This window comes from Pseudoalteromonas sp. TB51, from assembly GCF_000498055.1.
Lineage (GTDB): Bacteria > Pseudomonadota > Gammaproteobacteria > Enterobacterales > Alteromonadaceae > Pseudoalteromonas > Pseudoalteromonas atlantica.
On sequence record NZ_AUTO01000072.1, the window covers coordinates 14,639 to 28,453 of the forward strand.

15 protein-coding genes and 1 pseudogene are annotated in these 13,815 nt (G+C 38.3%); 15 read left to right on the forward strand and 1 reads right to left on the reverse strand.

The features are described from left to right. Positions 1-16: 16 nt before the first annotated feature. From L650_RS24745 to L650_RS0102880, 4 genes are all read left to right on the forward strand, one after another. Entirely contained in the window at positions 17-853 is an 837-nt protein-coding gene (locus tag L650_RS24745) for a sensor histidine kinase (RefSeq protein WP_085065411.1), read from the forward strand. Between the two features lie 95 nt (positions 854-948). Continuing rightward, a complete protein-coding gene (locus L650_RS0102870; protein ID WP_029772122.1) occupies positions 949-1,887 on the forward strand; it encodes a response regulator in 939 nt (312 codons plus the stop codon). 8 nt (positions 1,888-1,895) lie between these two features. Continuing rightward, a complete protein-coding gene (locus L650_RS0102875) occupies positions 1,896-2,276 on the forward strand; it encodes a hypothetical protein (protein WP_029772123.1) in 381 nt (126 codons plus the stop codon). After that, the gene (locus tag L650_RS0102880; RefSeq protein ID WP_029772124.1) at positions 2,269-2,607 is read left to right on the forward strand and encodes a response regulator; all 339 of its coding nucleotides are present in this window, start codon (positions 2,269-2,271) and stop codon (positions 2,605-2,607) included. The genes L650_RS0102875 and L650_RS0102880 overlap by 8 nt, the downstream gene beginning before the upstream one ends. A 183-nt stretch (positions 2,608-2,790) precedes the next feature. Here L650_RS0102880 and L650_RS23515 read toward each other — a convergent pair. Beyond that, positions 2,791-3,753, reverse strand: a pseudogene (locus tag L650_RS23515) (IS481 family transposase). A gap of 164 nt (positions 3,754-3,917) precedes the next feature. Between L650_RS23515 and L650_RS0102895 the strand changes: the two are divergent. The 11 genes from L650_RS0102895 to L650_RS0102945 form a co-directional block, all read left to right on the forward strand. Further along, the gene (locus L650_RS0102895; protein WP_029772126.1) at positions 3,918-5,147 is read left to right on the forward strand and encodes a TniQ family protein; all 1,230 of its coding nucleotides are present in this window, start codon (positions 3,918-3,920) and stop codon (positions 5,145-5,147) included. 4 nt (positions 5,148-5,151) lie between these two features. Beyond that, entirely contained in the window at positions 5,152-7,239 is a 2,088-nt protein-coding gene (locus L650_RS0102900; RefSeq protein ID WP_029772127.1) for a type I-F CRISPR-associated protein Csy2, read from the forward strand. Further along, the gene (csy3, locus tag L650_RS0102905) at positions 7,191-8,306 is read left to right on the forward strand and encodes a type I-F CRISPR-associated protein Csy3 (RefSeq protein ID WP_223230521.1); all 1,116 of its coding nucleotides are present in this window, start codon (positions 7,191-7,193) and stop codon (positions 8,304-8,306) included. Before L650_RS0102900 ends, csy3 begins: the two co-directional genes overlap by 49 nt. Positions 8,307-8,308: 2 nt before the next feature. Next, positions 8,309-8,920 (forward strand): type I-F CRISPR-associated endoribonuclease Cas6/Csy4, encoded by a 612-nt coding sequence (gene cas6f, locus L650_RS0102910; RefSeq protein ID WP_029772129.1) that lies wholly within the window; start codon positions 8,309-8,311, stop codon positions 8,918-8,920. 453 nt (positions 8,921-9,373) lie between these two features. Then, positions 9,374-10,102, forward strand: a complete 729-nt coding sequence (gene trmJ / locus L650_RS0102915) for a tRNA (cytosine(32)/uridine(32)-2'-O)-methyltransferase TrmJ (RefSeq protein ID WP_029772130.1) — start codon at positions 9,374-9,376, stop codon at positions 10,100-10,102. A gap of 220 nt (positions 10,103-10,322) precedes the next feature. After that, a complete protein-coding gene (gene iscR, locus L650_RS0102920; protein ID WP_004585770.1) occupies positions 10,323-10,814 on the forward strand; it encodes a Fe-S cluster assembly transcriptional regulator IscR in 492 nt (163 codons plus the stop codon). A 25-nt stretch (positions 10,815-10,839) separates the two neighbouring features. Continuing rightward, a complete protein-coding gene (locus tag L650_RS0102925) occupies positions 10,840-12,057 on the forward strand; it encodes an IscS subfamily cysteine desulfurase (RefSeq protein WP_004585771.1) in 1,218 nt (405 codons plus the stop codon). Between the two features lie 42 nt (positions 12,058-12,099). After that, positions 12,100-12,483 (forward strand): Fe-S cluster assembly scaffold IscU, encoded by a 384-nt coding sequence (gene iscU / locus L650_RS0102930; RefSeq protein WP_004585772.1) that lies wholly within the window; start codon positions 12,100-12,102, stop codon positions 12,481-12,483. A gap of 9 nt (positions 12,484-12,492) precedes the next feature. Beyond that, positions 12,493-12,816 carry an iron-sulfur cluster assembly protein IscA gene (gene iscA, locus L650_RS0102935; RefSeq protein ID WP_004585773.1) on the forward strand — a complete coding sequence of 108 codons (324 nt, stop codon included), beginning with the start codon at positions 12,493-12,495 and terminating at the stop codon, positions 12,814-12,816. A 96-nt stretch (positions 12,817-12,912) separates the two neighbouring features. After that, the gene (gene hscB / locus L650_RS0102940; RefSeq protein ID WP_004585774.1) at positions 12,913-13,440 is read left to right on the forward strand and encodes a co-chaperone HscB; all 528 of its coding nucleotides are present in this window, start codon (positions 12,913-12,915) and stop codon (positions 13,438-13,440) included. A 41-nt stretch (positions 13,441-13,481) separates the two neighbouring features. Continuing rightward, positions 13,482-13,815 (forward strand): Hsp70 family protein (locus L650_RS0102945; RefSeq protein ID WP_029772131.1); only part of this gene is annotated, 334 nt, incomplete at its 3' end.

Genomic DNA, 13,815 nt, shown 5'->3' on the forward strand with positions numbered 1-13,815 from the left:
AATCAGGAGGCTATTAATGTCAATAGAACAGAGTGAGCTGGAACGTCTAAGAAAACAGGTTGCACAGTTAAATGATCAGCTCATGCATTCAGAAAAGCTAGCATCACTAGGGCAGCTTGCAGCTGGTGTAGCACATGAGATAAATAACCCAATAGGCTATGTCGCTTCAAACTTATCCGCTTTAAATGAGTACATAAATAGCCTTATGATGCTAATTAAGCAATTAAGTAAAGAATTACCCATAGAGAAAACTAACAGACTGAAGCTGGCACATGATTTTGATTATATAAATAAAGATTTACCCATTTTATTATCTCAATCTGAATCTGGGCTAAAAAGAGTTATTGAAATCGTTCATGATTTAAAAGATTTCTCATACTTGGATGATGCAGAATTCGAAGAAGCTGATATCCATTTAGGAATTCAAAGTACGTTAAATATTCTTGGTAATGAGTTAAAATACAAAGCAAAGGTTAATACATCTTTTGCTGATTTACCTTTAGTTAGGTGTATAGCCTCTCAAATCAACCAAGTCGTTTTAAACTTAATATTAAATGCGGTACAAGAAATAGAACACAATGGAGAAATAACAATTACAACCGGTTATGATGATATGTGGGTTTGGTTTAGTATAGAAGACAATGGTCCTGGTATAGAGCAAAGTATATTAGAGTTGATTTTCCAACCTTTTTTTACTACGAAAGAAAAGCATAAAGGTACTGGTCTTGGGTTAGCTTTATCTAGAAGTATTATTGATAAGCATCAAGGTGTAATTGAAGTTAAAAGTAAACTAGGTTCAGGTAGTTGCTTTACAGTTAAATTACCTATATCAATCAAAACTGAAAAAAGGTGAATTTATTTTCTTTGCAATTTATGCGTCTATGTTTGAAAAGCGGTTTTATATTTTGAAAACAAATAAAAGGATTCCTATTTTAATGGTGACGTATTATGTTGCTTAATAATTTTAATATATTAGTGGTTGATGATGCACCTTTAATATGTAATTTTTTATATAGTGTTGCCTATAAAATCCCGGGCTTCAATGCGTATAAGGCATTTGATTATAAAGCAGCTATTGATATATTGGAGACACAAGAAATAAACTTATTAATTACAGATATAGAGTTAAAAAAAGAAAGTGGTTTAGAATTATTATCTCGTATCAGGTCTGGTAGTTTTACCCTTACAGCTCATGATATTCCAATTATTGTTCTTTCTGTAAACTCATATAAAGAATTGATACATCAATGTGTGAAATTTGATGTAAATGACTTTTTGGTAAAACCTATCTCTTCAGTTAAATTAACAGAAAAGATACATGAGCATAAACGGGCTGAGAGAACTATAAAACCCGCAGAGTACTATTTAGAGAAAATTAAGGGCGCTACGGATAATCATCAATCCTTTAAAGAATATAGTCACCGTGGTGTAGCAATTGTTTTAGGTTCAAACAAGAAAGATATAGAGCCAGAGGTAGATAAACAACAATCTGATATATCAGTAAAAAATCGCGATTTTTTAGAGTGGCCAGATAGTGCTACGACAGGGCATCATCAAATAGATCGTCGCTTAAAGAAAGTAGCCTATACAATAAGTTATTTTTATAATTCGATTATTGAAAATCGGAAATATGTTGCAATTGAAAATGCGCGAAGTCGGGTATGTGAGTCTGCCGATTACTTAATATATATTGGAAAGAATATTAAGCAGTATGATCATAGACCTGATTTTTTAAAAGCATTCCAGATATGTCTTGATAGACTTGAAATCTTAATAGCTCAAATTGCTTCCGCTAACTTAAAGAATCGAAACCAAGTACTCGCTTTACTAAGGAAGCTATCGGCATGGTGGGCGCAAACATGTAACCGGCCACTAATACAGGCGTAAATATCTAAATGGAAGATAAATTATATGACTCTAAGATAATAAACCTTAAACATCTGATTGAAATTTTTGACGATGATAGCGTTGAAACAATTACGTCTGCTTTATCTGACTTTTCTTATTCTGCTAAGAACAATATCGAATCTATCGAAAAATATTTTTTAGTGGGCAACTTAGAGGAAATATCCTATTGTGCACATAATTTAAGTGGCTTGTGCCGTTTTTGTGGCGTGATATTACTTAGTTCATTGAGCGACGAATTATACTTAGCGGCTAAAAATAAAAAAATGTCATTAATCAAATGCTTGGTTTTAGATATATCGCTTCATTGGCCTATATTGGAAATACAAATTAATCACATTATAAAAAACTATAGAGGCTTTAATGGCTAAGGTATTATTCATTGACGATGAGCCTTTTATTTTAGACGCGTATGCAAGAATGTTGAAAAGTTCGGCTTTTGAATGCTTTACATTATCAGATAGTACTCAAGTGTTTCAGCACCCAGAACTACTTAATTTAGATATTATTGTTGTTGATCACCTGATGCCACAAGTAACAGGTGTTGAGATTTTGATAGCACTAGAAAAAAAATTCCCTACTATAAAAAAAGTTCTTATAAGTGGAGATACTCATAAATTAAAAAACGCTCCATGCGACAAGCTATTACAAAAGCCAGTCAAAAAAATATATCTATTAGATTGTTTATCTTCTTTAATTTGAGCCTCCCATTAACTGGTAACTGGCCCCCTAGTACCTGACAGAGCTCTAGCTTTCTATGGCCAAATACAAGCTTACAGGCTGTTAAAATTTAGTCTTTTGTAAATTAGTGATGGTTTGGTGGGCCTCATTGAATGAGTATCATATTAAGTCTTATCTAACCAACTAGTGCGTGATTCATAGACATCATTTCACTTTTCGTAGTTGAAGATCACGCTGATAATTCGATAACTGAATGCGTTCATTTTCAGTTTCGTAGTTAGCGTGAGCGTCTTCCCAAAGCGGTGTTTTTTCAAGGCGTTCACATACAACATCCATTGAAGTTTTACCTTTGAATGAGCCGTGAGCGCGTTGTCAATTATAGTAATGCTGCCACTTAGGTAACGTTTCATTTTTGAGTTCGTCCAAATCCAAATTAACGGTCGAATAAAACACTTCTTTATCAGTTCTTTGTGATCTTTCAACTTTGCCATTTAAGCGAGGATAGCCTGGCTTATTGGGGCGAAATTTAATGCCATGCTCCATCAATTTGAGCTGTACTTTTTCAGCAAAAAACTCCGTTCTGAGATCCGTTTAAACTCGCTGTAGCGGGAATGGCATTTCTTCTATTACCTTATCGATGAAGGTAAGAGTATTGGCTGACGTTTTACGCTTAAAAACGTCCACACGCGATACCTAGAGCAATCATCAACAGCAGTATATTGATAAATCCCTAGTGCAATTTTACATGTATCCATCTGAACTCGCTCACTAGGAGTAGGTCTTTGGTATCGAATGAAGTCTTTTTTCTTCCGCTGAAAAACTATTGGTTTTACTTCATGTTTGGTCAGCTCTTTGTGAATTGAAGCAAGCGATAGCTGAAATTATGCTCGCGAAGAAGCTCATTTTGAATTCTTCTGGCACCAAGTTTTCTATCTTTCTGAGTTTAAGAATCCACTCTTCAATTCGATTATTAATTTTAGAGTTTGGGGAGCTGTGCGGGCGTCTAGAAACGTCCTGTAGGCCGTCTAGTCCTTTCTCTTTGTATTGCTTGTACCACTTTCGAAGAGTGGGTCTAGAAATTCCACACCGACGACAAACTAGGCCCGCATTATTGGTTTCTTCGTAAAGCTCAATCCACTTTAAACGTTGTTTAATTTCTTTGTTCATAGAGTCATAGTATATTGAAACGACCTCTATGAATCGTACAGCTAATAAGAATCAGTAATAGTATATAGGGCAGCTATACAATAATATTATTTATGATGCGGCTTGCATATTAAATAGGATGGCTTTATCTTTTAGCTTAGGATTACTAAGTTTTAAGGTGTTGGATGGCTTTTCTATTTTCTCCCAAGGCTCGGGCATTTTCTGACGAATCGCTGGAAAGTTACTTGTTACGGGTCGTTTCAGAGAATTTTTTTGACTCGTATGAAGGGCTAAGCTTAGCTATTCGCGAAGAGCTGCATGAGCTTGATTTTGAGGCGCATGGTGCATTCCCAGTAGATTTAAAGAGGCTCAATGTTTACCACGCCAAACATAATAGCCATTTTAGGATGCGGGCTTTAGGACTACTCGAAACACTACTAGATTTACCTCGATACGAGCTACAAAAGTTGGCTTTGCTAAAGTCAGATATTAAATTTAACCCCTCCGTCGCTTTATATAACAATGGCGTAGACATTCCCCTGAGGTTTATTCGTCACCACGCCGAGGAAGCTGTTGATTCGATTCCGGTATGCTCACAATGTCTTGCAGAAGAAGCTTATATAAAACAAAGTTGGCATATAAAGTGGGTAAATGCATGCACTAAACATCAGTGTGCTTTGCTACATAACTGCCCAGAATGCTGCGCTCAAATTAACTATATCGAGAATGAGTCAATTACTCATTGTTCATGCGGTTTTGAGCTGTCTTGCGCTAGTACCTCGCCTGTAAATACGTTAAGTATTGAACATTTAAATAAATTACTGGATAAAGGTGAGCGCAACGATAGTAACCCGCTATTTAACAATATGACTCTTACAGAACGTTTTGCTGCGCTTCTTTGGTATCAGGAGCGGTATTCTCAAACAGATAACTTTTGTTTAAATGATGCTGTGAACTATTTTAGTAAATGGCCAGCAGTTTTTAATACAGAGCTTGATGAACTAAGTAAAAATGCAGAAATGAAGTTAATAGATCTGTTTAATAAAACTGAGTTTAAGTTTATTTTTGGGGATGCTATTTTAGCTTGCCCCAGTACTCAAAAGCAGAGTGAATCTCACTTTATTTATAGGGCTCTATTAGATTATTTAGTTACTTTAGTTGAGAGTAACCCTAAAACTAAAAAGCCCAACGCAGCCGACTTATTAGTAAGTGTATTGGAGGCTGCAACTTTATTAGGTACTTCAGTAGAGCAAGTATATAGGCTTTACCAAGATGGTATTTTGCAAACGGCGTCTCGTCATAAAATGAACCAGCGGATCAACCCTTATAAGGGCGTGTTTTTTTTAAGGCATGTTATAGAGTACAAAACCAGTTTTGGAAATGACAAAGCTAGAATGTATTTGTCGGCATGGTGAGTATATGCATTTAAAAGAACTGCTAGAGATTACAGACACCACTGAGCGAGATAGATTATTACGTCGTGCTTTTAGCCCTTATACGGCAATGATTGATATAACAGGCAGCGAAGCCGTTGCTCTGATTATTTTGTTAAACCTGACTTATCGAAAAAACCAAGTTGATGGCTTGCTGGATAAAAAGCTAGCAAAACAGGCTTTAAAAAGTGAAGACCATATTAATAAATGTATTAAGGAAATAGCGTGGTTTCATACTCATAATTTAAAGTACCCTGACATTAGAGTTAGTAAGCAAAATTTAGCCGTAGAGCCTCCAACACTGCACTCTTATGTTTTGAGTAGTGCTAACTATCCTAAAGCCTATGGCTGGTCACATGACTCTGCTAAGGTAAATGTAGCTAAATTATTTGCTAGTTACTTTAAATGGCAAAATCAAGTCAGTTGTCTGGCACAAGTATTAGCTACGAACTCGGATAACTGGAAATCCGCATTTACCTCTTTGGGGCTATCCGTTAAGGCATTTAAAAGCTTATGTGTAACCGTTAAAGAATCATTGCTTGAAGAGGTTATTCCCGTCTCTGTTGACCGCTATTCTCGCCAAGTAAGAATGCCTTATCATGATGGTTATGTGGCTGTTACGCCTGTTATTAGCCATGTTGTTCAATCAAAAGTTCAGCAGGCGGCAATTGATAAACGAGCTCGATTTAGCAATGTAGAGTTTACGCGTCCTGCTGCTGTCAGTATGTTAGCTGCTTCCTTAGGTGGGGTTATTAATGTGCTTAATTACCCTCCTTATATACGAAGTAAATATCATGGTTTAAGTAACTCACGAGCATTTAAATTAAATAATGGACAAACAGTATTTAACGTTGAGGCACTATTAAAGCCGGAATTAATTAAAGCTTTAGAAGGTATTATATTTAGTAATAATGCGCTGGCTCTTAAACAGCGTAGACAACAAAAAGTAAAAAATATTAAAGAGCTGAGAAACACGCTTTTAGAATGGTTTTCACCTGTATTTGAATGGCGTTTGGACGCTATTGAGAATGGGTATGACTTAGAACAGCTTGAGAGTGCTTCAGAGCAACTAGAGTATAAAATACTATCGCTACCCGACAATGAACTCCCTTCGCTAACGATTCCTTTATTTAGGTTACTAAATGAAATGCTTGGCGGTGTGAGCATGACACAAAGGTATGCTTTTCATCCTAAATTAATGAACCCTTTAAAAGCAGCTTTACAATGGCTGCTTGTTAATCTTACAGATCAAAAACATGAACTGATTGAAGAAGATGATGAACATTATCGCTATCTTCATTTAAGCGGTATACGTGTGTTTGATGCGCAAGCATTATCAAACCCTTACTGCTCAGGTATTCCATCTTTAACCGCTGTTTGGGGTATGATTCACAGCTACCAAAGAAAACTTAATGAGGCGCTAGGAACAAATGTACGGTTCACATCCTTTTCTTGGTTTATTAGGAATTATTCTGCTGTAGTCGGAAAAAAGCTTCCTGAACTGAGCCTTCAAGGCGCTCAGCAAAGTAGGCTTAAGCGGCCAGGAATTATCGATGGCAAATACTGTGATTTGGTATTTGATTTAATAATACACATTGATGGTTATGAAGATGACTTACAGGCAGTAGATAGTAAGCCTGACATTTTGAAAGCGCATTTTCCATCTAACTTTGCAGGTGGTGTTATGCATCAGCCTGAGCTTAACTCAAATATAAATTGGTGCTGTTTATATAGTAATGAAAATCAGTTATTTGAAAAGTTAAGGCGACTCCCTCTATCTGGTTGTTGGGTTATGCCAACTGAGCACAAAATACAGGATTTAGATGAGCTACTCTTATTATTAAATAGTGACTCTAAACTAAGCCCATCTATGATGGGGTATATGTTGCTCACTGAACCGAAAGCTAGAGTTGGAGCGCTTGAAAGACTGCATTGTTATGCTGAACCAGCAATAGGAATGGTGAAATACGAAACGGCCATTAGTGTTAGGCTAAAAGGTATTGGTAACTATTTTAATAGCGCTTTTTGGATGCTAGATGTGCAAGAAAAGTTTATGCTAATGAAAAAAGTTTAACCGGAAAATACTTAATGGAATTATGTAATATATTAAAATATGATCGCTCGCTTTACCCTGGGAAAGCTGTATTTTTTTATAAAACGGCTGTCTCTAATTTTGTACCTTTAGAGGCCGACGTAAATAAGATTAGAGGCCCAAAATCTGGTTTTACTGAAGCATTCACTCCGCAGTTTTCACCAAAAAATATCTCACCTCAGGACTTAACACATAATAATATATTAACTTTAGAAGAGTGCTATGTACCTCCAAATGTGGAGCATATATTTTGTCGGTTTTCTTTGAGAGTTCAGGCTAACTCATTGATTCCTTCAGGCTGTAGTGACCCAGATGTTTTCTCTTTATTAAAAGAGTTGGCAGAAACATTTAAAGAATGCGGTGGTTATAAAGAGCTAGCAGTAAGATATTGTCGAAATATTTTGATAGGTACATGGCTTTGGCGTAATCAAAACACCGGCAACACTCAAATTGAAATTAAAACCAGCAAAGGGAGTTGTTATTTAATCGATAACACTCGTAAGTTAGCTTGGGAAAGCAAATGGGCTTCTGATGATCTAAAAGTATTGGAAGAGCTTAGTAATGAAATTGAGAGCGCATTAACTGATCCCAATGTGTTTTGGAGTGCTGATATAACCGCGAAAATAGAAGCCTCATTTTGCCAAGAGATTTACCCAAGCCAAATCCTTAACGACAAGGTTAAGCAAGGAGAGGCCTCAAAACAGTTTGTAAAAGCTAAGTGTGCAGATGGCCGTTACGCTGTAAGTTTTAATTCAGTAAAAATAGGAGCAGCCCTTCAGTCAATAGATGATTGGTGGGATGAGGATGCAAGTAAAAGATTACGAGTGCATGAGTTTGGTGCTGATAAAGAAATAGGGATTGCCCGACGTCCTCCTGATTCTGAACAGAATTTTTATTCTATTTTCAAAAATACGGAATGGTATTTGTCAGCCCTTGAAAATTGCATTACTAATAAAAATGAAAAAATAGACCCAGCTATTTATTACTTATTCTCTGTATTGATTAAGGGCGGAATGTTCCAGAAAAAAGCAGAGGCTAAAAAGGCGTAATTATGCAAAGGTATTACTTCACAGTCCACTTTTTACCAAAACAAGCTAATCTAGCGCTGCTTACTGGCCGTTGTATTTCTATTATGCATGGGTTTATTTTGAAGCATAATATTGAAGGAATGGGGGTTACGTTTCCTGCATGGTCGGACTCATCAATTGGTAATGAAATTGCTTTTGTTTACACGGACAAGGAGATTTTAAATACCCTTAAAGATCAGGCATATTTTGTGGACATGCAAGATTGTGGCTTTTTTAAAGTAAGCCAAGTTTTAGCTGTACCTGACAGCTGCGAAGAAGTACGTTTTATACGTAATCAGGCGGTAGCAAAAATTTTCACAGGTGAAAGTAGAAGAAGATTAAAGCGCCTGCAAAAAAGAGCGTTAGCAAGAGGTGAAGATTTTAATCCTAAAAAGATCGAAGCTCCCCGAGAGATTGATATTTTCCATAGAGTGGCTATGACTAGTAAGAGCTCACAAGAGGATTATATTCTGCATATTCAAAAGCAAGATGTCGACTGCCAAGCTGAGCCATACTTTAGTAATTATGGGCTTGCCTCAAATGAAAAGTTTAAGGGCACGGTTCCTGATTTATCACCCTCAATAGATAGAAATTAACCTTTATTTATAATGTTGCCATAAGTCATTGATATTAAATTCTCTGAGCAAGCATATAAAAATATGGGTAAAATTGAGTTTGCTTTTTAATTACATGAATTATATAAATAAGCTTAGCTATCTTTATAGTGACCTGCCGTATAGGCAGCTGAAGATAAAAACAATCGATTCGATGTTTAAGTTAATGTAATTCTGCCGAAAAGGCAGTGAGTAGTAATTGAAAAAACCAGTCTTATATCCGGGCTGGTTTTTTTGTTTTTAGCGTTATAACTTTTATTTCACTATGTCACTGTATGGTTGTATTTTATGTCAGTGAATGGTTGCAGGTTTTTTGTAAGTTATTGATATGCCTATCTAGTGTATGTCACGCTTTGCTTGCAGCGACACTAGGATCTTAGCGCGCTTTTATGTTAGAATTCGCACAATTTTTTGGCATAGTAAAGTAGCACAGCAATGATCTTAGATGATATTCGCATCGTTTTAGTTAATACCTCACACTCTGGCAACATTGGTTCGGCGGCTCGCGCCATGAAAACCATGGGTTTATCAAAACTGTATTTAGTGGACCCTGCTTGTGAAGTAGACAGCCATGCAAGCGCCTTAGCAGCCGGTGCAACCGATGTTTTAGGTAATGCGGTTATTGTTGATACCGTGGCTGATGCGATTGCCGATTGTGCATTAACTATTGGTACGAGTGCTCGTTCACGCACGCTGTCTTGGCCTATGGTTGAGCCACGTGAGTGCGGTGAAAAGCTAGTTGCTGAGGCTGTAAAGGGCCCTGTAGCGCTTGTATTTGGCCGTGAAAACAGCGGTTTAACTAACGAAGAACTACAGCTGTGTAATTACCATGTATGTATTCCTGCAAATCCACAGTACAGCTCGCTTAATTTAGCTATGGCGGTACAAACGCTAAGCTACGAAACGCGTATGGCGTTTTTAAATCAGCAGCCAAAGGCTGAGCAAGCAGACGATGAGACTGCTTACCCAAGCTCAAAACAAACAGAGTTATTTTACGATCATTTAGAAGAGACGCTCGATAACACCGGTTTTATTATTAAGCAGCATCCTGGTTTAGTAATGACCAAGCTACGCCGCTTGTTTAACCGTGCACGCCCAGAAGAGGCAGAGCTGAACATACTGCGTGGCATTCTTACCTCAATTAATAAATCTATTCCTAAGTAAGGTATAGCGATTGGTTATAAAAACCTGCGGGTAAATAACGAGCTAATACTTGACTAAAACACTCAAGTAATTACAATACACCTAATACTTGACCAAAAAGGTCAGGTATTAAAAATTTGTTAATAGAACAGTGTTCTTTAATCAAATTTTTATCAAGTGATAATACTTGACTATTTTACTCTGGTAATTAAAATTTGCACTCTTTTGTGCGGGGGGCGTTATGAAGTTAACATCAAAAGGCAGATATGCCGTAACAGCTATGCTGGATGTTGCACTACATGCGAGTGTAGGTCCTGTTGCCCTTGCTGATATTTCACAAAGACAAGAAATTTCTTTGTCTTACCTTGAGCAATTATTTGCCCGTTTACGTAAAAATGGCTTAGTGAGCTCGGTTCGTGGTCCTGGTGGCGGTTATTTGCTAGGCCGAGAAGCTGCGGTTATCTCTGTTGGCGATGTAATTAGCGCCGTAGACGAATCGGTAGATGCAACACGTTGCCAAGGTGCCGATACCGGGTGTCAAAGCGGTATGCGTTGTTTAACTCACAACCTATGGTCTGATTTAAGCGCACGTATCGAAGAGTTTTTAAATAATATTACCTTAGCTGAATTGGTGGAAAAATCAGATGTGAAAGAAATCGCATCTCGCCAAGATAACAGCATCAATAATGCAATTAAGCAGTTGGAAAACATTCAAGTAAGCTGTCAACTATAAAAGTTGACCTGCAGCGGAGAGAGAAATGAAGTTACCGATTTATTTAGATTACGCAGCGACCACGCCTGTTGACGAGCGTGTTGCAAAAGAAATGATGCAATGCCTGACAATGGACGGTAATTTTGGTAATCCTGCGTCACGTTCGCACCGTTTTGGTTGGCAAGCTGAAGAAGTAGTTGACCAAGCGCGTACAGACATTGCCGATTTAATTAATGCTGACCCGCGTGAAATTGTTTTCACATCGGGCGCAACAGAATCAAATAACCTTGCAATTAAAGGTGCAGCGCAGTTTTACAAAAAGAAAGGTAAGCACGTTATTACCGCTAAAACTGAGCACAAAGCAGTAATCGATACGTGTCGTGAACTTGAGCGCCAAGGCTTTGAAGTAACCTACATGGACGTTGAAGAAAACGGCCTGTTAGATCTTAAAAAGCTTGAAGAAACTATGCGTGACGACACTATTCTTGTCAGCATTATGCACGTTAATAACGAGCTAGGTGTAATTCAAGATATCAATACTATTGGCGAAATGTGTCGCGAACGTAAAATTATGTTCCACGTAGATGCAGCACAAAGCGCAGGTAAAGTATTAATCGACGTACAACAGCTTAAAGTTGATTTTATGTCGTTCTCAGGCCACAAAGTATATGGCCCTAAAGGTGTTGGCGCACTTTACGTTCGTCGTAAACCACGTGCTCGCCTAGAAGCGCAAATGCACGGTGGCGGCCATGAACGTGGTATGCGTTCAGGTACACTTGCAACTCATCAGCTAGTAGGTATGGGTGCAGCATTTAGAATTGCTAAGCAAGATTTTGAAAAAGATCACGCACACATCAGCGCATTACGTAAACGCCTAATTGACGGCATTATGGCTGATATGGACGAAGTATACTTTAACGGCGCACAAGACCAATCAGTACCAGGTATTGTAAATATCAGCTTCAACTTTGTTGAAGGTGAGTCGTTACTTATGGCAGTAAAAGACATAGCGGTATCATCAGGGTCTGCGTGTACATCAGCAAGCTTAGAGCCTTCATATGTACTACGCGCACTTGGCCGTAACGACGAACTAGCACACAGCTCAATTCGTTTTAGTATTGGCCGTTTTACTACCGAAGAAGAAATTGATTACACCGTTGAATTAATGAAAAACTCTATCGGTCGCCTACGCGAGATGTCTCCTTTATGGGAAATGCATCAAGAAGGTGTTGATTTAGATTCAGTTGAATGGGCTCACCACTAATACGAGTGAGCACCTACCGTAGCAGGTAATGAGGATAGAATTATGGCTTATAGTGATAAAGTAATCGACCACGTAGAAAACCCACGTAACGTTGGTGTTTTAGACAAAAATGATCCGTCAGTGGCAACGGGTATGGTTGGCGCACCAGCATGTGGTGACGTAATGAAATTGCAAATTAAAGTATCGTCTGAAGGCGTTATTGAAGATGCAAAATTTAAAACATACGGTTGCGGCAGTGCAATTGCTTCATCATCACTTGTAACAGAGTGGGTGAAAGGCAAAACACTAGACGAAGCATCAACTATTAAAAACACTGATATCAGTGCAGAGCTTGAATTACCACCAGTGAAAATTCACTGTTCAATTTTAGCTGAAGATGCAATTCAAGCAGCAATTGCTGATTACAAAAGCAAACAAGCGAAGTAAGAGAAATTCATGGCAGTGACATTGACAGATGCGGCAGCAAACCGCGTACAATCATTTTTAGCAAACCGCGGTAAAGGTTTAGGCCTGCGCGTTGGCATTAAAACGACGGGCTGTTCAGGTCTTGCTTATGTACTCGAGTTTGTTGATGAGCTTAACGAAGACGATGAAACCTTTAAAGCTAAAGGCGTTACCTTAATTGTTGACGCTAAAAGCTTGGTTTACATCGACGGCACTGAGCTTGACTACACCAAAGAAGGCTTAAATGAAGGGTTTAAATTTAATAACCCTAACCAAGCCGACGAGTGTGGTTGTGGCGAAAGCTTTACTGTTTAAGCTCCGCTACCTTTGTAGTATTTTTAAGCCCTGCCAGTAATTGTAGGGCTTTGTTATTTGTGAAATTTGTATTTCTAAATTTTATTGGTTGAAGCTATGCGTTACTTTGAGTTATTTGCAATACCAGTTGATTACAACATTGACTTGGCAACAATAAATAAGCATTACCTAGAGCTGCAGCGCGCAGTGCATCCCGATCGCCACGCTAATGCGAGCAGCCGTGATAAGTTAATGGCCGTACAAAGTACCGCTGAAATTAACGATGCGCTACAAACGCTAAAACACCCAGTAAAACGAGCAGAATATATGCTCAGCGAACTAGGTGTCGATATTCGAGCTGAGCAACAAACACTGCAAGATCCAATGTTCTTAATGCAGCAAATGGAACTGCGTGAGGAGCTTGAAGAGCTCGCTTCAGCAAGTAATCCTGAGGCCGCTATCGCCAATTTTGAATCACAAATAAAGCAATTAAAAATCCAATACAGTAATGAACTTGCCGAGCAACTTGCAAGTAACGACGAGGCGCAATATCAACAAGCTGCTGACAACATTCGCAAATTAAAGTTTGTATATAAATTAGAAGACGAACTTGAGCGCATTGAAGACAGTTTATTTGACGATTAATTACTTGCTGTAAAGCGAGCAACACGAGTTTAAAGAGCATTATGGCATTATTGCAAATTGCTGAGCCGGGGCAGAGCGCGGCACCACATGAACACAAATTAGCAATAGGTATTGACCTAGGTACCACTAATTCATTGGTTGCAACGGTACAAAGTGGCGAAGCCCGCACATTAACAGATGACCTTGGTGCAGCCATGTTGCCATCGGTTGTGCGTTACCAAGCTGGGTGCATCACGGTAGGCGCCGATGCTGCACAAGCTGCAACACAAGACCCAGCCAATACCCTTATTTCAGTTAAGCGTTTTTTAGGTAAAACCCAAGCCGAAATAGAGCAAAGCTACGGCCAATTACCGTACCAGTTTTGTGAAGATAACG